The organism is Brevundimonas sp. FV1ye29L (assembly GCF_058681095.1).
Genome location: NZ_CM178730.1, coordinates 3,190,165 through 3,208,054 on the forward strand (window position 1 = coordinate 3,190,165; position 17,890 = coordinate 3,208,054).

The 17,890-nt window shown below is 67.0% G+C and carries 12 protein-coding genes; 5 read left to right on the forward strand and 7 right to left on the reverse strand.

What is annotated here, in order from left to right; genetic code table 11:
* The first annotated feature begins 116 nt into the window (after positions 1-116).
* Positions 117-1,340 (forward strand): MFS transporter, encoded by a 1,224-nt coding sequence (locus tag ACW17W_RS15615; RefSeq protein ID WP_492077955.1) that lies wholly within the window; start codon positions 117-119, stop codon positions 1,338-1,340.
* Here the strand turns inward: ACW17W_RS15615 and ACW17W_RS15620 are convergent.
* The 4 genes from ACW17W_RS15620 to ACW17W_RS15635 all read right to left on the reverse strand — a co-directional run bounded on the left by ACW17W_RS15620 (position 1,319) and on the right by ACW17W_RS15635 (position 7,770).
* The gene (locus ACW17W_RS15620) at positions 1,319-2,800 is read right to left on the reverse strand and encodes a tryptophan halogenase family protein (RefSeq protein ID WP_492077957.1); all 1,482 of its coding nucleotides are present in this window, start codon (positions 2,798-2,800) and stop codon (positions 1,319-1,321) included. The genes ACW17W_RS15615 and ACW17W_RS15620 overlap by 22 nt on opposite strands.
* Before the next feature lie 11 nt (positions 2,801-2,811).
* Positions 2,812-3,870, reverse strand: coding sequence for a cupin-like domain-containing protein (locus ACW17W_RS15625; RefSeq protein ID WP_492077959.1), 1,059 nt, complete (start codon positions 3,868-3,870; stop codon positions 2,812-2,814).
* Positions 3,867-4,589 (reverse strand): SapC family protein, encoded by a 723-nt coding sequence (locus ACW17W_RS15630; protein ID WP_492077961.1) that lies wholly within the window; start codon positions 4,587-4,589, stop codon positions 3,867-3,869. The genes ACW17W_RS15625 and ACW17W_RS15630 overlap by 4 nt, the downstream gene beginning before the upstream one ends.
* A gap of 118 nt (positions 4,590-4,707) precedes the next feature.
* Positions 4,708-7,770: a TonB-dependent receptor gene (locus tag ACW17W_RS15635; RefSeq protein ID WP_492077963.1), complete on the reverse strand. Its 3,063-nt coding sequence runs from the start codon at positions 7,768-7,770 to the stop codon at positions 4,708-4,710.
* Positions 7,771-8,043: 273 nt separating this feature from the next.
* Here ACW17W_RS15635 and ACW17W_RS15640 point away from each other — a divergent pair, with 273 nt between their 5' ends.
* Complete coding sequence (locus tag ACW17W_RS15640; RefSeq protein WP_492077965.1) at positions 8,044-9,096, forward strand: LacI family DNA-binding transcriptional regulator; 1,053 nt, start codon at positions 8,044-8,046, stop codon at positions 9,094-9,096.
* A gap of 76 nt (positions 9,097-9,172) precedes the next feature.
* Entirely contained in the window at positions 9,173-10,240 is a 1,068-nt protein-coding gene (locus tag ACW17W_RS15645) for a LacI family DNA-binding transcriptional regulator (protein ID WP_492077967.1), read from the forward strand.
* A gap of 56 nt (positions 10,241-10,296) precedes the next feature.
* Here the strand turns inward: ACW17W_RS15645 and ACW17W_RS15650 are convergent, their stop codons facing one another.
* Both ACW17W_RS15650 and ACW17W_RS15655 read right to left on the reverse strand, forming a co-directional pair.
* Positions 10,297-11,199 (reverse strand): polysaccharide deacetylase family protein, encoded by a 903-nt coding sequence (locus ACW17W_RS15650; protein ID WP_492077969.1) that lies wholly within the window; start codon positions 11,197-11,199, stop codon positions 10,297-10,299.
* A gap of 5 nt (positions 11,200-11,204) precedes the next feature.
* Positions 11,205-12,491, reverse strand: coding sequence for an SGNH/GDSL hydrolase family protein (locus ACW17W_RS15655; protein ID WP_492077971.1), 1,287 nt, complete (start codon positions 12,489-12,491; stop codon positions 11,205-11,207).
* A 321-nt stretch (positions 12,492-12,812) separates the two neighbouring features.
* Here ACW17W_RS15655 and ACW17W_RS15660 point away from each other — a divergent pair, with 321 nt between their 5' ends.
* Positions 12,813-14,972 carry an alpha-glucuronidase family glycosyl hydrolase gene (locus ACW17W_RS15660; RefSeq protein ID WP_492077973.1) on the forward strand — a complete coding sequence of 720 codons (2,160 nt, stop codon included), beginning with the start codon at positions 12,813-12,815 and terminating at the stop codon, positions 14,970-14,972.
* A 14-nt stretch (positions 14,973-14,986) separates the two neighbouring features.
* Here ACW17W_RS15660 and ACW17W_RS15665 read toward each other — a convergent pair whose 3' ends face one another.
* Positions 14,987-16,129 carry an endo-1,4-beta-xylanase gene (locus ACW17W_RS15665; RefSeq protein WP_492077975.1) on the reverse strand — a complete coding sequence of 381 codons (1,143 nt, stop codon included), beginning with the start codon at positions 16,127-16,129 and terminating at the stop codon, positions 14,987-14,989.
* A 60-nt stretch (positions 16,130-16,189) separates the two neighbouring features.
* Between ACW17W_RS15665 and ACW17W_RS15670 the strand changes: the two genes are divergently transcribed.
* Positions 16,190-17,884, forward strand: a complete 1,695-nt coding sequence (locus ACW17W_RS15670) for a glycoside hydrolase family 43 protein (protein WP_492077977.1) — start codon at positions 16,190-16,192, stop codon at positions 17,882-17,884.
* Positions 17,885-17,890: the final 6 nt, after the last annotated feature.

Consider the following 17,890-nt stretch of genomic DNA (forward strand, 5'->3'; position numbering starts at 1 on the left):
GCTTTGAAGATGATCAAACTTGTGGCTGAGCCTGGGCGAGGTCCGTCGCTTGCGGGAAGGACGGAACGGGGGCGCCGGTCAGGCCCGGCGATGCCGCCCCGCGGCCGATGACGGCCTTGCGAAGATCGCCCCTCTATCTCGCCAGGTACGCCCTGGCCTATGCCGGCGGTGCGGTTCTCTATGTGCCGCTGCTGACCCTTCTGCTTCCGCTCAAGGCCGAGTTGGTGCAACCGGCCGACAAGCTGGCTCTTCTGGGTCTGGCGACCATCGCTGGCGCCGTTGCGGCCAGTATCAGCAACATCGTGGCGGGCCATCTCAGCGACCGCAGCCTGCAACGGGGCGGCAGCCGTCGTCCCTGGATCTGGGCAGGGCTCGCCCTGACCCTCCTGGCCCTAGGCGGCGTCTGGGTGAGCCAGTCTGCGGCCCAGCTGGTCGGAGCGGTGGTCGCCTTCCAGATCGTGCTCAACATTCTGCTGGCCCCGCTGGTCGCTCTCGCCGCAGACGAGGTGCCGGACGCGCAGAAGGGCCTCCTGGGCGGCCTGATCGGCGCGGCCTATCCATTCGGAGCGCTGGCGGCGGTCGCGGTCACGGCGCCGGGGGGCCTGAGCGAGGGCGTACAACTGGCTCTGGTCGGGGGCGTCGGGGGGCTCGCCTTCCTCCCATTCCTGCTGCTGAGGCCTCCCGGCGACCGGCCGGTCGTCGCCCACCCCGGCCAGCCGCTCGGAAGGTTGCGAAACCTGGTCCTGGTCTCGATGTCGCGCCTGCTGGTGCAAACGGCCAGCCTGATTCTGTTCGCCTTCTTCTTCTTCTACTTCCAGAGCATCCAGCATGACGACGCGTCGATGACGTCTCGCGCTCTTGCCGGTCGCATCGCCTGGCTTCCGGGGCTGGCCGCAGTTCTCACCGTCCCGCTTGCCCTCGGCCTCGGCCGGCTGTCAGACCGGACAGGGTCGCGCCGGCCCGTGTTGTTCGGGGCTGCGCTTGTGGCGGTCATCGGGCTTGCCATGATGGCGGCCTTCCCGCAATGGCGCCTCGCCGCAGCCGGATATCTTCTGTTCTCCTGCTCGAGCGGCGTGTTCCTGGCCCTGCAAACCGCCTATGCGATGCAAATCCTCCCGTCGCCTCTCCATCGGGGGCGTGACCTGGGGTTTCTCAACCTGGCCAATACGTTGCCAAGCGTTCTCGGACCCGGGCTGACGCTCGCCATTGTGACGGCCGGCGGCTTCCGCCCCCTGATGCTGGTTCTTGCGGCCATCACTGGCCTCGCGGGCGTCCTGATGGTTCTGGTCCGGCAGCCGGCGAGGGCTGATGCGGCGGTTCAGGCGTCTTCGAGGCAGTAGCTCTCCACAAAGGTCTGATGCGCAGGCAAGGCCGCGACAGCGCGGTCGATCGATCCCTTGAGATCATTCAGGGCCGTCGCGAGCCGGTCGTCCGGGATCAGCTCGGCCATGCGATGATAGGTGCGGGGCGCAACCTCCTGCCCGAACAACACCTGCATCCACGACGCCACCCTGAACAGATCGTCCGGCGCCTGATAGGCCTGTGCGCCTTCCACGAACAACGCGATGCGTTCGACGAGGGTCGATGGGACATCCATCTCGCGCTGTCGTCTCCAGAAGGGCTCGGGCCGGTCGTTGAGGTGGTAGTGCAGGATGATGAAGTCCCGCACCCGCTCCAGCTCGGCGCGCGACTGGGCGTTGAAGCGAGCGACCACGGCCGGGCTGACGCCATCAAACGGGAACTGCTGCATGAGCCGGGTCAGCCCCGTCATGATCAGATGGATGCTGGTGGACTCCAGCGGCTCCACGAAGCCCGCCGCAAGGCTCAGCGCGACGCAATTGCCTTCCCAGGTCCGTACTCGCCGTCCGGTCCGGAAGCGGATCAGGCCTGGTTCGATCAACCGGTCGCCATCGAGGGCGCCGATCAGGCGGGCATGGGCTTCGTCGTCCGAAAGATAGTCGGCCGAATACACCAGACCGTTGCCGACGCGATGCTGAAGCGGGATCCGCCAGCGCCACCCCGCGTCGTGAGCGATGGCGCGGGTATAGGGCAGCGCCGGGCCGGTCGAGGTTGTCTGGACCGCCAGCGCCCGGTTGGTCGGAAGCCAGTCGCCCCAGTCCTCATAGCCCACCCCGAGGGCCTCGCCGATCAGAAGCGCTCTGAAGCCCGTGCAGTCCAGGAAAAGGTCGCCCTCGATTCTCTGCCCGTCGGCGAGCATCAGGGCGGCGATCAGACCGCTCCCGGCATGGCGCTCGACCCGGGCGATACGTCCCTCGATGCGTTTCAGCCCGGCGGCCTCGCTGCGGCTCCGCAGAAAGCGGGCGTAGCGGCCGGCGTCGAGGTGATAGGCGTAGTTCAGCCGGCCGTCCGGCCCGGTCATGAACTTGCCGGCCTCGGCGGCCTGATGTTCGAAACAATATTCGCCCAGCTCGCCCGCCAGGCCGCGACGGCGGGCGTCCAGCCAGAAATGCTGGAAGTCCCCCATCCAGGTGGATTTTCCGACGTCTCCGAAGGAGTGGATGTAGCGGGAGCCCTCCCGGCTCCAGTTCTCGAAGGCGATGCCGAGTTTGAAGGTCGCGCCTGTCGTGCGCATGAACTCAGGCTCGTCCAGCCCCATCAGGGCGTGGAAGGACCGGATCGTCGGAATGGTCGATTCGCCGACCCCGACCGTGCCGATCTCCTCGGATTCGACCAGGGTGACATCGATCAGTTCGCCCAGTTGCCGGGTCAGGACGGCGGCGGCCAGCCATCCGGCCGTCCCGCCGCCCGCGATCACCACACGCCTCTTGCGCTGTTCCACGGCCCGCCTCCTCAGCGATTGAGTTTCTGCAGCACGCGCGCACGCAGTCGTCGCGCCGATCGCTCGTCGAGCGGCGCAAGATCGCCTTGCGCGGCGACCGGCAGATGCCCGACCGCCTTTTCAGGGTCCCCGAACAGATAGAAGTCGAAGACCGACCGCCAGGCCGCCTTCTCCGCCGGGGTCCGGCCGCGCAGGCTCAGGAGGCCATGCAGCAACGTGCTCATGGGCGTATCCATGAAATCAGGCGCGGCGTTCCACCAGTAGTTGATCATGGCGTTGAAATCGTCGAGCGCCTCGACATTGTGCCACCAGAGCGCCGGGTAGAAGAGAACGTCACCGGGCTCGAGCTCGGCCACCTCGCCCGCCTCCGCAGCAAGGGCGAAGCGCGGGAAGCGGTCGAGATCGGGCGCCGACGGATCCACCAGGCTGACGACCTGACCGCCCGGCGTGGGCTCCATGGGACCCGGGTACAGGTTCTCGATCTGGTTCGGCGGAAACAGGGTGAACCGGCGGCGGCCCACGAGGCAGCAGGCCAGATTGTTGGACATGTCGAAATGCGTGGCGGCCGTCGTCCGGTTGCCCATCCATATGCTGACTGTCGGCGGGTTGCCGTCCTTGTCGATCGACGGTGGGAGAGCAAGGCCGTTTTCATCTCCCAGCCCCGGAAGATAGAGGTCCAGGTCGGTTGAGCCGATATACAGCGACGGCGGCTGCGGGGCGCCGGCCAGGCTGAGCGCGAGGTCCAGATAGGCGCTCAGAGACACCCGCTCCGCCTTGAAGTTCAGGGTTTGCAGATCATCCTGATAGAAATATCGGCCGGCGATTTCCGGCGCCCCTGTATAGCCCACGACCGGCCGGCCGGCGTCGAAACCCTTCAGATAGGCCACGGCCTCATGGGCGCCCTTGCGGCCGGCCCGGGCAAGCGGCCAGTCCAGGGCCAGGCCGCGAAGGATCACTGGCCGCTGATCCGTGAGCAGGGCCTCAATATCGACGGGCGTGCCCGGAGCCGTCTGTACGACCCTGGTCCTGCGGGCTACCGCGCCGGCGCCCGGGCAGGCTGGCGCACTCATCTCGCCCGGCCCCTTGCCGTCTTCAATCCGATCAGATGCTCAATGTTTGCCAGCGAACTCGCGGCGTGGAAGGCCGCCGCCAGCCATCCGGCGCGATGAAGCCCGTCCAGAGCCCCGCCATCGAGACGGCCAAGCCTCTCGTGCGAAATGGCGTGGACGCCCTCGAGATCATAGCGGTCGCCTTCGCCTACCGTAATGTCGATGGCCACGGGCTCGATCAGTCCGGCCGCGTCGAACGCCGCGAACATGGACGCCTCGCGTTCAAGCCCGTCATAGACGATAGAGAGGGCCGCGCGGGCCTGGTCCAGGCCGGGCGCTCCGCCGCCGTGGCGCAGAAAGACCGGATCACCGACCGCGTCCCTGACGCGAGGATGGTCGAGATCGACATTGATCTTCGGCTCCCGCTCCGCCCCGGGCTGCCCCCCTTGAATGCCGATCGAGAACGGCCCCCGGCTGTGTCCCGCCGGGACGTAGCGGGCTCGCCATTCATCACCTTGAAGGAACAGGTTCTCGTCGCGGTCGAGCCCGAGCAGGATGACCGAATAGTAGGCCCCGGCGCCGTCACGGCGAAACAGGATCGGATATTCCCGCTGGAGCGCCTCGAATTCCGCAGGAAAGACCCGCGTCTGGTTCACGGCGTCGCCGAACTCCGCGCCATAGCCGCCCCTGACGCGAAGGTCGGCATGTTCGATGTTGTTCAGAAGCACGATGTTGGTCACGGACGCACCTTGGCTCGACCCAGGCAGGATGGGCGGGGCCAGGCCCCTTGGCAATCGGCCAGGTCGAGTAAAAAAAGGGCCGCCGACAAGCGGCGGCCCAAGTTCGCATGCCCTCTGGTCAGAAGCGCATACGCGCGCCGAGGAGGTAGCGCGGTTTCAGTTCCTGGGCGAACCACAGGTTCGTCTCGTCCCGCCCGTGGGTCTTGACCGTCTCGCTGGTCAGATTGATGCCCTCGAACGAGATGGCGACGTTGTCCGTGACATCATAGCTGATGTTCATATCCAGCGTTCCGAAGGGCTCGGTGAACACCGGGTTGCGGTCGCCGCCGCCCCGGTTGGTCTCGCTCAGATATTCGTCACGCCAGTTGTAGGCCAGACGGGCCGAGACGCCCCGGTTTTCGTAGATCAACGTCACGTTGCCGCTGTTCGACAGGCCCAGCAGGGCGAACTGGTCGATGCTGGGGTCGGCGCCGACATCGATATCCACATCGCCGTTGACGATTGTGTAGGAGCCGGCGATGCCGAAGCCGGTGTCGCCCAGGAAGTACTGACCAGCGAGTTCGATCCCGTTGATGTTGGCTTCCTGCTGGTTGACGGGCTGTGAGACCGACACCTGGAACAGGGGGTCGTTGGCGTCCGCCGATATGTCGACAGCCGCGAGCGTCGAGTCGATGAAGGCCTGGTTCAGCGACCGGTTCGGGCCCGTCCGCTGGGCTTCAAACTGGGCGGTTGCAGCGGAAACGTTCCCGTTGTTCTGGATCAGCAGGGCTGTGTAGGTGAACAGGTTGACGTCCGAGATGTCGGCGCCGAGGCTGGTCAACTGGGTGCGGGCGGTGCCGGAGCGCGAGCCTGCGGCTCCCGACGACGGGTCACGCAGTCCGAACAGGTTACGGGTGAACTGTCCCTGCCCGATGAAGTTGCGGACCTGCTTGTCGAAATAGCCGATCGAAACATAGCTGGACGGAGCGAAATACCACTCTGCCGAGAAGTCGATGTTGTCGGACAGGAGGGGCTGAAGGTTCGGGTTGCCGGAGTTGCCGGTCGCCACACCGCCGATGGCGGTCGGACGGCCGGGCGCGTTGATCGTGCTTGCCGCGAACAGGTTGCCGAAGTCCGGACGGGCCAGCGTACGGCTGAACGACGCCCGCAACTTGACGTCCTCGCGGGGCTCGATCGAGAAGTCGAGGGCGGGCAGCCAATAGTCGTAGCTCCCCTCTCCGCTGATCGGTTGAACCTGTGCGCCCACGATACGTGTGAAGTCGTTGTCGGCGGTCCAGCGGATTTCCGTCGGAACGGCCACGAGCGAGGTCGAGGTGACGTCGGTCGATTCGTAGCGGATGCCAGCCATCATCGAGGCGGGCATGGACCCGATTTCACCGTCCCAGGTCAGCTGCCCGAACAAGGCCCAGGTCTCTTCCTCGACGGTGTTGAAATCCTGGCCGGTAATGGCGTTCGGATTGCCCGGATCGGCCGTGTTGTTGAGCGGATTGCGATCGGCCGCATAGACCGCCGAGAGGGCGTTGTAGATGTCGATCGCATTGCCGCGGAACCCGACCAGCGACGCGCCCGTCGCGCCCGTATTGAACTTGTCGAACTGGCAGGTGATGCAGAACTCTTCCAGAAGGCCGGCCGCGAAGCGGTTGACGTCGCCCGGGTTGGTGATGCCCCAGTCCCCCAGAGTCTGTTGCGTCTGGGTGCGCTGGCTGGTCATTTCGGACTTGATGTAGTTGCCGCCGAAGTCAAAACGGCTGCCCCCATCGAAATCGTAGCTGCCGACGCCGCGGATCTCCTTGATTTCCTGACGTTGCTGCGAAGCGTTGGTTCGGGCGATCTGGGACCCGATGTCGCCGATGTCGAGCCGACCGTTGTTGTTGCCGCGCAGCGCGTCGTTGATCGTGATGGTCTGGACAGGGAAGCCGCTGCTGAAGTCGACCGAGTGAGCCGCGACGACCGGAGCGCCCAGGCTGATCAGGGTCGACGAGGCGCCGTTGGAGGCGTCGGGCAGGCTTTCGGCGGACGAGATGTGACCATCGATATTGACCGAGAAGCGGTCGGTCAGGTCCCATTTGGCGTTCAGGCCGAACGACTCAAGCGTGTCCTTGGTCGCGCGATACTGCTGCTCGAAGCCTGTATCCTTCACCCCGCTGATGTTCTCCTGCAGGAATACGGTCGAGGCGACGGCGGGATTGGAGTCGAACGTCACCTGACGGAAGGGCCGGTTGAACCAGTTGGTCTGGTCCGAGCGCGATTCGGTGACGCTGTTTTCGGCATAGAGGACGTCGGCGGTAAGCGTCAGACTGTCCATCGGACGCCACTGGAACACGGCCTGACCGTTGATCCGCTCACGGGTCGATTCCGAGAAATGGTAGCGGCTGTCGTTCGGAACCGCGATCAGCTGGTTGGCGCTCGGCCGGTTGGTGACTGTGGTCTGGGCGTTGACGAAGCCGTTGGCGGGATCAAGGAAGGCGTCGCGCGTCCGGATATTCCAGGCATTCGAGGTTGCGCTGGCGGCCGCGCTGTCGCGGCTTTGATAGCTGCCGAAGACCTGAACGCCGAACCGCTGGTCCTCGTCGGTCCAGCTCAGGAGGCCCGACGCCTCCGGGGTGATCTCATCGCCCCGGTCCACGCTGGTGTCCGCGACGGCCTTGACGCCGAAACTGCCCTGCAGTCCCGACTCGCGATTGTCCAGCGGCCTGCGCGTGACGACGTTGATGGTGGCGCCGATCCCGCCCGACGGAGCGGCGGCGCGACCGGTCTTGTAGACCTCAAGCCGGCCGACGGCCTCCGACGCGATGTTGGAGAAGTCGAACGACCGGCTGGTGGCCGTGGCAAAGTCGACGTTCTGGTCGCCGCCGACGGCGACAACGTTGGCCGTCGGCATCTGACGGCCATTCAGGGTGACGAGATTGAAGCCGCCGCCGAACCCGCGAACGGTCACCTCGGAACCTTCGCCATTGACCCGGTTGATCGACACGCCGCTGACCCGCTGAAGGGACTCGGCCAGGTTGGTGTCCGGGAATTTGCCGATATCCTCGGCAGAGATGGCGTCCACGACGCCCGAGGCGTTCCGCTTGATGTCCATGGCGCGATCAAGGCTGGCGCGGACGCCGGTGACCACGATTTCGTCTACCGCCGTAGGTTCCTCAGACTGAGGCCCGCTCGACGGGGTCGACTGGGCCATGGCGGCTGCCGGCAAGGCCAGCCCCGTCAACAGCGCAAGAGCCGAAGTGGAACGCGCAAGCGTCTTTATAAACGTCATTTCCCTCATGTTTCCCTCCGCGCCGGCTGAGCCGGCGTCTGTTTTGTGGGCGGCTTCCCGGCCGCTGAGCTGACAATCTGACGACTTGTCTCACGTTGTCAACGCGATTTATGTTAGCGCTATCGGAAATGTGTTTAAATCTGGCCAGACGTCGATACTGGACCCGAAGGTCCCGAGCGGCTAGCGGTGACCTCAGTGGCGATCAAGCCGGGAGGACGGGCCAGGGTGGTGAAGGGCGTGCGGCGGGCGACGATCGTTGATGTTGGTCTGCGTGCCGGCGTATCCATCAAGACCGTCTCGCGGGTCTTCAACGATGCTCCCAATGTCAGCGACGCGGTTCGGCAACGCGTCCGCGAGGCAGCAGAGGCGCTCGACTACCACCCCAATGTCTTCGCCCAGGGGCTTGTCAGGCGGCGCTCGCACCTGATCGGGCTTCTGTACGAAAATCCCTCGCCCAGTTATGTGGTTGAGCTGCAGATGGGCGTGCTGGATCGCCTTCGCTCGGCCCGGTATCGCCTCGTGGTCATCCCGATATCCTCGGTCCAGGAGCGGGCCGCCGAGGTCGTCGGCCTGCTGCGTTCGGCGGCTCTGGACGGCGTGGTCCTGGCCCCGCCGGCATCGGACAATCCCCGCATCCTGGCGGACCTGACTGCGGCCGGCATCCGTTTCGCCCGGATTGCGCCGATGCAGGACATTGAGGCCGGTCCCAGCAACGTCATCGACGATGTCGCCGCCGCCCGTGAGGCGGCCGACCACCTGCTCGGCCTGGGCCACCGCGACATCGCGGTGATCCAGGGCGATCCCACCCACGCCTCCAGCACCGCACGGATGATCGGATACCGTCAGGCCTTCGACGCCGCCGGCGTGGAACTCGCTGCGGACAGGATCGAGCCGGGCCTGTTCACCCGAACCAGCGGCTATGAGGCCGCATCGCGCCTGTTTGACCGGAACGCCGGAATGACCGCGATCCTCGCCCAGAACGACGACATGGCGGTAGGCGCCCTGATGGCGGCGCGGGAACGCGGCCTGTCGGCGCCCGAGGACCTCTCCATCGTCGGCTTCGATGACTCGGAGGTTTCGAGGATCACCTGGCCCCGCCTCACAACAGTCAGACAGCCCGTATTCGAGATGGCCGCGTCCGCCGCCGATATGGTTGTGGCCCAGTTGGAGGGAACCCCCGTGACGCTACGCAAGGATCATCCCTACGCCCTGCTGATCCGGGAATCTTCCGGGCCGCCGCCACGCTGACGCGGCTCGCTCCCGCAGGCCCTCGCGGTTGATTCACAACGAGGTTATGAAGCGTCACTTCAGGGTGGAGACCGGATTGGACCAGAGGACAAAGCGGCGCCGCGTTGGCGGCCAGACCATCACCGACGTGGCTCGCCACGCCGGGGTTTCGCCAATGACGGTGTCGCGCGTCATAAACGGGGAAAAGAACGTCCGTGACGCCACCCGCGAACGCGTCGCCGAGGCGATCCGGGAGCTGGGCTATTCGCCCAATGCCGCCGCGCGGAGCCTGGCCAGCGCGCGGGCCGTCAGCGTCGGCCTGCTGTATTCGAACCCCAGCGCCGCCTATCTGAGCGAGTTTCTCCTGGGCAGCCTGGACCAGTGCAGCCGCAGCGGGTTCCAGCTTGTCGTGCAAAAATGCGATACGGAAGAGGCCGAGATGCGGGCGGTCGATCGTCTCGTCTCGGCGGGCGTCGACGGCGTGATCCTTCCGCCCCCCCTGTGCGACGCACGCCTCATCGTCGAAGGCCTGAGTGCGGCAGGCCTGCCCACTGTCGTCGTGGCCACCGGCGAGCCTCCGACGTCGGCATCCGCCATCCGCATCGACGACTTTCATGCCGCAGAGACCATGACCCGGCACCTTCTGGAGCGCGGACATCGCCGGATCGGCTTCATCCGCGGGCATCCCAACCAGACCGCCAGCGCCCGGCGCTACGACGGCTATGTTTCCGCCCTCAGGGCCGAGGGCATCGAGGTGGATCCGGAATTGGTGATGCAGGGGTTCTTCACCTACCATTCCGGTCGCGACGCTGCGGACCGGCTGCTGTCGCTGCCTGTCGCTCCAACAGCCATCTTCGCCAGCAACGACGACATGGCCGCCGCGACCATCGCTGTGGCGCATCGTCTGGGCCTGGATGTTCCCCGGGACCTCACGGTCTGCGGTTTCGACGATACGGCCCTGGCCACAACCGTATGGCCGGAACTGACGACAATCCGCCAGCCGGTTTCGGAGATGTCGCGAAACGCCGTCCTGCTGCTGGCCGAGGCCATCCGGAGAAAAGCCGCCGGGAAGTCACTCAAGCCCGTGGACGAGATCATGCCGTTCCATCTGATTCTTCGCCAGTCGGACGCCCCTCCGCCGCGCCATGCGCCAGGGTCGAAGTAGGAAACCCGGATCCCGGCCGTCGAGGACTTCTCAGACCTCGCGCAGCGCCTGACCTCTCAGCCAGGGCGGCAGAGGTTGTTCAGATCGGCGGGTATCTCATGCCCTCGGGGTTCTCCCCCATAGGGTGGAAGGCCCACAGGATCGACCGCGAGCGGAGCCTTGACGTCTCCCGCATAGAACGGGTCGGCCTGCGCCTCTTCAAGGGTCACGAATGTCGCGCCCCCGTCCCGGTACTGGGCCAGAAGCCTCGGCAGCATACGGGCGTCGAACGCGCCGAGGTGCATCAGCAGCACATAAGGAACGTCGCGGCCAAGCGCCGCCCTGGACCGCGCCCGGGCCTGCTCCAGGCTGGCGCGGGCGGCCGACAGATAGCTGGCCTCCAGGTGCGCGATGGCCTTCGCATCCCCCTGGTCGGCGCAGCGGGCATAGGGCTCGTTCCAGGCATAGTCGTCGAAGTTGAGCGTCACGCTGGCGACGCGATAGCCGCGTCCGGAGAGGAAGGCGCGCATGTCGGTCCGGGCCTGGACCGTGGAGCCTTCATACAGATACGGATAGCGGAACCATCGCCAGTCGGCGTCGCCCATGAGGGCGGCCAGCAGGGGCTCATTGAGCTGAACCTCGGCCTTGAACGGCGCCAGGTTGCCGTCGTCCAGCCTCTGATGGCTCCAGGTATGATTGCCCAGTGGATGACCCGCCGCCCGCCAGAGCGCCAGCACCCTCCCCGCCTCCGCGTCGGCCACGACCGACCCCGCATTGATAAAGCCATAGCTGGGCGACGCACCCGCCTCGCTGAGCGCGGCGACGATCCGGCCGGCGACCCCGAGCCGGGTCTCCCCCCTCGGCAAGGCGCTGTGGGACGGCAGGTCGTCGAAGGTCAGGGCGATCTGCTGGGCGGCGGCCCCGGACGGCGCGCCCCCGGCGATTGCGGCCGCGAAGGCCGCGACTCGAAGGGTGTTCATCCACGTCATCGGCGCACCACCTCTTTAAGAACGGCGGCGGCCGCGTCGGCCATCACCTGATATCCGGCGACCGACGGATGCAGTTGATCGTTGTCGACGTCGGCCCTGAGACGCGTTGGATCGCCCGGATCGCGCATCACAGCGTCGAAATCGATCACGGCGTCAAAGTTTCCGGGCGTGCGGATCCAGGCGTTGATCGCGTTCCGGTCCGCCTCCGTCTCGGCGGGAGGGTGATAGTATTCCGACCCGCTGAAGGGGGTGATCGTTCCGCCGATGGCGACGATGCCTCGCGCCCTCGCCCGCTCCACCATCTGGGCGTAGGCGGCGATGACCGATCGCACGAGCCCGGCATGCTGTTCAGGCGTGGCCGGATGATCGCGCGCCACCCAGCCCAGATCGTTGACGCCTTCCATGATGATGAAATAGGCGACGCCGGTCTGCCCCAGCACGTCGCGCTCGAACCGCGCCAGGGCGTTGGGACCGAGGCCGTCCAGCAACACCCGATTGCCGCCAAGGCCCTGATTGAGCACCGACAGGTGCGCCGTGTCCGGCGAGGCGCCCAGCCGTTCTGCAAGCCGGTCCGTCCAGCGCGAATTGCTGTTCGGCGGGACCCCGTAGCCGTCGGTGATGGAGTCGCCGATGACGGCGATCGCCGCCCGCTCCGGACCGCCCAGAACGTCTACGCCGGACAGGTTGTACCAGTGGTCGCTGCGCTGCGCCCCGGGCAGATCGGCCGCGCCGGTGACATCGCCCCGCGCGATGTAGGAGGTCGCCCTGGAGCCGGGATGGCTGGTCTGGATCGAGGGCGTGGACAGGAAGTGAAGGCTGACGGCCAGACTGTCCAGGGCCCTCGTCTCGAGGGGCAGGGGATCGGAAAGGAATTCCGCCCCGGCCGGTATCGTCACCCCGGGATGTCCCGAGAAGCTGAGGGGGCGGTCGGTATCCGGATCGATGGCCGGGCCGTCGATCGCAAGGGGCCTGGCCACGCGCGCGGAAGTGATCGCCAGGGGCGCGACGCCGAAGACGTTCGAGATACGCACCCGCACCTGTGAGCCGCCCAGGTTGAGGCGCACGATCTGGCGAAGCGTGGCGTCGTCCAGCGCCCCGGCCGGCAGGGCGTTGTAGGGTTCGGGGACCTGCTGCGACGACGCCCAGCCGCCGACCCACCGCGTCGTCGCGGCCGGTGAGGCGCCCTGGGCTGCGACGAAGGTCGGGCTGACGAGCAGACAGAACAGGGCAATGCCCAGCCGTCGGGGCCAGTTCCTGAGTGCGAAACGCGACGTCAAGGCCATCTTCCTGCTCCGGCTGCATGGGGGTCTTCGTCCAGCGCGCCAGTCGCGGACAGTCCGACCGCCCGCCGCCCCCGGCCCTCCCCCTTGCCGGGATGCGGCATGGCGCGGGCTGGTCGGAGCTCGAGGGCTACGAACAACTGGGCGCACTTGATGGCGAGCCTCGACACGATTTTCCTCCACGACGCCCTGCGCCTGCCCGCCCTTGGTCTCGCGCCGGGGTCGTGCAATGATAGCGCTACCAGAATGCACCGGGATGGTGATGTCAATCGCTATCGTCCCGGCGCGCGAGAACCCGTTCAAGGGTCGATGGAGGAAGACGATATGCGATCCACCCTGGTTTCGGCGGCCCTGTTTGTGGCCTGGATCTTCGGGATCATCGCCCCGACCCCGTCGCGGGCGGAGGACGGCTATGATCTTTGGCTGCGATACAGGCCCGTGCCGGTCGCCCAGGCGGCCGCCGCCCTGCCCCTGACGCGAAGCCTGTCGCCCCAGGGCGACAGCCCCACCCTGGACGCCGCCACCGCCGAACTGTCCCGCGGCCTCCAGGGCCTGCTGGGCCATAGTCCGGATGTGGATCCCGGGATCAGGCCGGGAGGACTCATCTATGGCGTCGCGTCGTCGCCGGCCATCGCCGCCCTGGGCCTGCCGACATCGGACCTCGGGCGCGAAGGCTATATCATCCGGACCCTGGAGATCGGGGGCGAGCCCACCACCGTGATCGCGGCGAACTCCGATGTCGGCGTCCTCTATGGGGCGTTCGCCCTCCTGCGCGAGATCCAGACCGGACGTTCGATCCCGGAGATCGACATCGTTTCGGCGCCCACTGTGGCCCTGCGCGTCCTCAACCACTGGGACAATCTGGACCGCCACGTGGAGCGGGGCTATGCGGGCCAGTCGATCTGGGACTGGCACCGCCTCCCCGACTTCACGCCCGTTCTGTATACGGATTATGCCCGGGCAAACGCATCGGTCGGCATCAATGGAACGGTGCTCAACAACGTCAACGCCAACGCGCTCAGCCTGACCGCGCCCTATATCGAAAAGGCCGCCGCCCTCGCCGCGGTCTTCAGGCCCTATGGCGTCAAGGTCTATCTCTCGGCGCGATTCAGCGCACCGATCGAGATCGGCGGCCTGACCACGGCCGATCCCCTCGATCCGCAGGTCCGGGCCTGGTGGCGCGCCAGGGCCGACGACATCTATGCCGCCATCCCTGATTTCGGCGGCTTTCTGGTGAAGGCGAACTCTGAGGGCCAGCCCGGCCCGCAGGACTACGGCCGCACCCACGCCGAGGGCGCCAACATGCTGGCCGACGCCGTTGCGCCTCACGGCGGGGTCGTGATGTGGCGCGCCTTCGTCTATGCGCACGACAATCCGGAGGACCGGGCCCGACAGGCCTATGCCGATTTCGAACCACTGGACGGTCAGTTCCGCGACAACGTCATCGTCCAGGTCAAGAACGGCCCGATCGACTTCCAGCCCCGCGAGCCCTTCCACCCCCTGTTCGGCGCCATGCCCCGCACGCCGCTGATGATCGAGTTCCAGATCACCAAGGAGTACCTCGGCTTCGCCACCCACCTGGCCTACCTGGGCCCGCTGTATGAGGAGACGCTCCAGTCGGACACCCACCGCCCTGTCCCGGGCGCCACAGTCGCCCGTGTCATCGACGGATCGCTGGACGGACACGCCCTCACCGGCATGGCCGGGGTGGCCAACATCGGCTCTGACCGCAACTGGTCCGGCTCCCACTTCGATCAGGCCAACTGGTACGTCTTCGGCCGCATGGCCTGGAACCCCCGGACGGGCCGCGCCGGACCGATCGCCGAGGAATGGGCGCGCATGACCTTCACCAACGAGCCGCAGGCGGTCGCCCCGATCGTGCAGATGATGATGGGGTCGCGGGAGGCCGTGGTGGACTATATGACGCCGCTCGGCCTGCATCACCTGATGGCGACCGGCCATCACTATGGCCCCGGCCCCTGGGTCGACGACCTCGCCCGCCCGGAGTGGAACCCGGTCTATTACCATCGGGTGGACAGGGGCGGGATCGGGTTCGATCGCACGGCCGGGGGCTCGAATGCGATCGCCCAGTATGCGCCGGCCCTCCGGGCCCTGTATGCTGACCCCGCGACGACGCCAATGGCGGAACTGCTGTGGTTCCATCATCTGGCCTGGGACCATGCGATGCCGTCCGGGCGCACGCTCTGGAGCGAACTGCTGCACCGCTACGACCGGGGCGTAGGGAGCGTCGGGGACATGCGGCGAACCTGGAGCGAGGTCGAACCCTTCATCGACCGGCAACGGTTCGATGAGGTCTCCACCTTCCTCGCGATCCAGCAGAAGGAAGCCCGGTGGTGGCGGGACGCCAGCATCGCCTATTTCCAGGAGGTCTCGGGTCGTCCGTTGCCGCAGGACATCACGCCCCCACTCCAGCCCCTGTCCTGGTACAGGAGCCTCTCATTCCCGTTGGCCCCCGGGAACTGACGATCAACGTGACGTCAGGCCGGGCGCGGACGCGGGGCTGCGGCCTCGAAAGCGGCCGCCATCGCCTGTCGCAACGGCTTCGGATTGAACCCGGAGTCGTAGGGCGTCGGCCGCTTCGCCAGCCCGTCCGAACGGGGCCAGCGGCCCTGTAGCCAGGTGTACCGATCCGACATCCCCCAGGCCATGACCGTGCCGGTCTGCGGATACTCCAGCATCAGGTCGAGGTAGCGGCGCCCGAGGGCGGCGACCTCGCGATCACGGATGGCGGGATCGGCCGGCAGGTTCTTGTCGTGAACGTCGAACTCGGTGATCTCGAGCTGCAGACCCAGGCCCGTCACCTCGTCCAGGAACCGTCGCCATTCGGCCTCCTGAGCGGTGTCGAAACCGACGGAGTTGTCGGTATTGCCCGAACCGATATGGCTCTGTACGCCCAGGGCGTCGATCGGCACGCCCCGCGACTTGAACCCTTCGAGAAGCCTCAGGACGCCGGCGCGATGGTTCTCGTGGCCGGCCTCCCAGCTCATATAGTCGTTGTAGACGAGCCGGGCGTTCGGCGCCGCCTCGCGCGCGGTGTGGAAGGCGATGTCCAGGACCTCCGGACCGATCGCCCGCGACAGGCTGGTTTCGCGCCGCTCGCCCGTATCGGCGTCGACGGCTTCATTGACCACATCCCAGGACACGACCTGAGGGTAGTGTCCGCAGACACGCCGGATATGGGCTTGCAGCAGACGTTCGCCCTCGTCGGCCGGGCGCGGGCCGAAGTCATGGTTGGTCAGCCAGTCGGGGAACCAGTCCGGGTGGTGCCACAGCAGGGTATGGCCGCGCATCTTCAGACCATGGTCGTTCGCCAGCCCCACGATCGCGTCGGCGCGGGAGAAGTCGAAGGTATCGGCGTCGGGCCTCAGGGCGGGCCATTTCATCTCGTTTTCGCACACCAGGGCGGCGGATTCGGCCAGCACCACGGAGCGATATTGCGCGTCCGGCGTCCCGGTCCGGGCGCTCGCCTGACCGGCGCTCAGCGCCGTGCCGAACAGAATGCCCTTGTCGGCGGCGAGACGGCCGAGCGAGGGGGATTGAGGCGCCCGTGCCGCTGCACCCAACAGGGGCGTCGCCAGGAGGGCTCCGGCGCTGGCCATCAGTGTGCGTCGGTCGATCATGGGAAGCTCCGTTCGGGACGTGTTGCCAACCTTATAGGGCCAGGGCTAAATGTCAGACAAATGAAAAACCACATCGCCCCCCTGTTGATCGCCGCGTCCGCCTGTCTTCTGGGCTCCGCCGCCCTGGCCCAGACGGCCCCGGCCCGGTTCGAGAGCTTCACCTACCAGGGCGCTGATCCGGAAACCTCGACGCCCCTGGCCGAGGGCCAGTACCGCAATCCGATCCTGACCGGCTTCTACCCCGACCCCTCGGTCACCCGTGTGGGAAATGACTATTTTCTGGTCACATCGACCTTCTCCTATTTCCCGGGAATTCCGGTCTTCCGGAGCCGGGACCTCGTCAACTGGACCCAGATCGGCAATGCGATCGACCGGCCCGACCAGCTGGATTTCGGTACGCTGGGTCTGTCCCGGGGCGTCTTCGCCCCGACGATCGAGCACCACGCCGGACGATTCTACATCCTGAACACCTGCGTCGATTGCGGCGGCAACTTCCTGATCACGGCGACGGACCCGGCCGGGCCCTGGAGCGACCCCGTCTGGCTGCCCGATCTGGAGGGCGGCATAGACCCCTCGCTGTTCGTCGATGCCGAGGGGCAGGCCTGGATCCTCAACAACGGCCCTCCGCAGGGCGAGCCCGAGTATGAGGGTCATCGGGCCATCTGGATCCAGCGCTACGACGTCGCGCGTCAGGTCACGTTCGGGCCGCGCACCGTTTTGGTGAACGGCGGCGTGGATTTCAGCACCCGGCCGATCTGGATCGAGGGGCCTCACCTGACCTATCGCAACGGCTGGTACTATCTGACCTGCGCCGAGGGCGGCACGGCCGAGGGCCACTCCCAGGTCGTGCTGCGATCCCGCTCGCCCGACGGGCCGTTCGAGGCCTTCGCCGGGAACCCGATCCTGACCCAGCGCGGGCTCGATCCCGCCCGGGCCAACCCCGTGACCTCCGCCGGGCACGCGGATCTGGTGCAGACGCCGGACGGCGACTGGTGGGCCACCTTCCTGGCGGTCAGGCCCTACGGGCCGGACCAGTACAACACCGGCCGCGAGACCTTCCTCCTGCCTGTCGACTGGTCGGGCGACTGGCCGATCATCACCACGCCCGGGCAACTGATCCCCTATCAGGCGGCGCGCCCCGATCTTCCCGCCGGCCCCGCGCCCGCGGCCCCGACGACCGGCCCGTTCCAGATCGTCGATACCTTCGACGGTCCGGCGCTCCCGCCCTACTGGATGATGATGCGCAACCCGCGCGAGACCTGGTACGACCTGACCTCGACGCCCGGCGCCCTCTCGCTGGCGGCCCGTCCCGTCGATCTGGGCGACAGCGCCAACCCCTCGTTCCTTGGTCGGCGCCAGCAGCATCAATTCGCCACGGCCGAAACCACGATGCGGTGGCTCCCGACCCGGGAGGGCGACCGGGCGGGTCTGACGGCGCTGCAGAATGACGACTGGTTCTACTTCCTCGCTGTCGGTCTGGAGGCCGGACGGCCGGTCATCGAACTGCGCCGTCGCGCGGGACCCGAGCAGCCCGCCGAGGGCGTCGTGATCGCCAGCGCGCCGCTGACCGACGCGGGGGACGCAACCCGCCTGCGGATCACCGCCCGCGCCGGACAGTACGATTTCGCCTACGCCCCCGACGCGGGAGACTGGATCACCCTGGCCCGGGACGTGGACGGCACGATACTGAGCACCCGGACAGCGGGCGGCTTCGTCGGCGTGACCCTGGGTGTCCACGCCCGGTCGGCGCACTGAGGACGA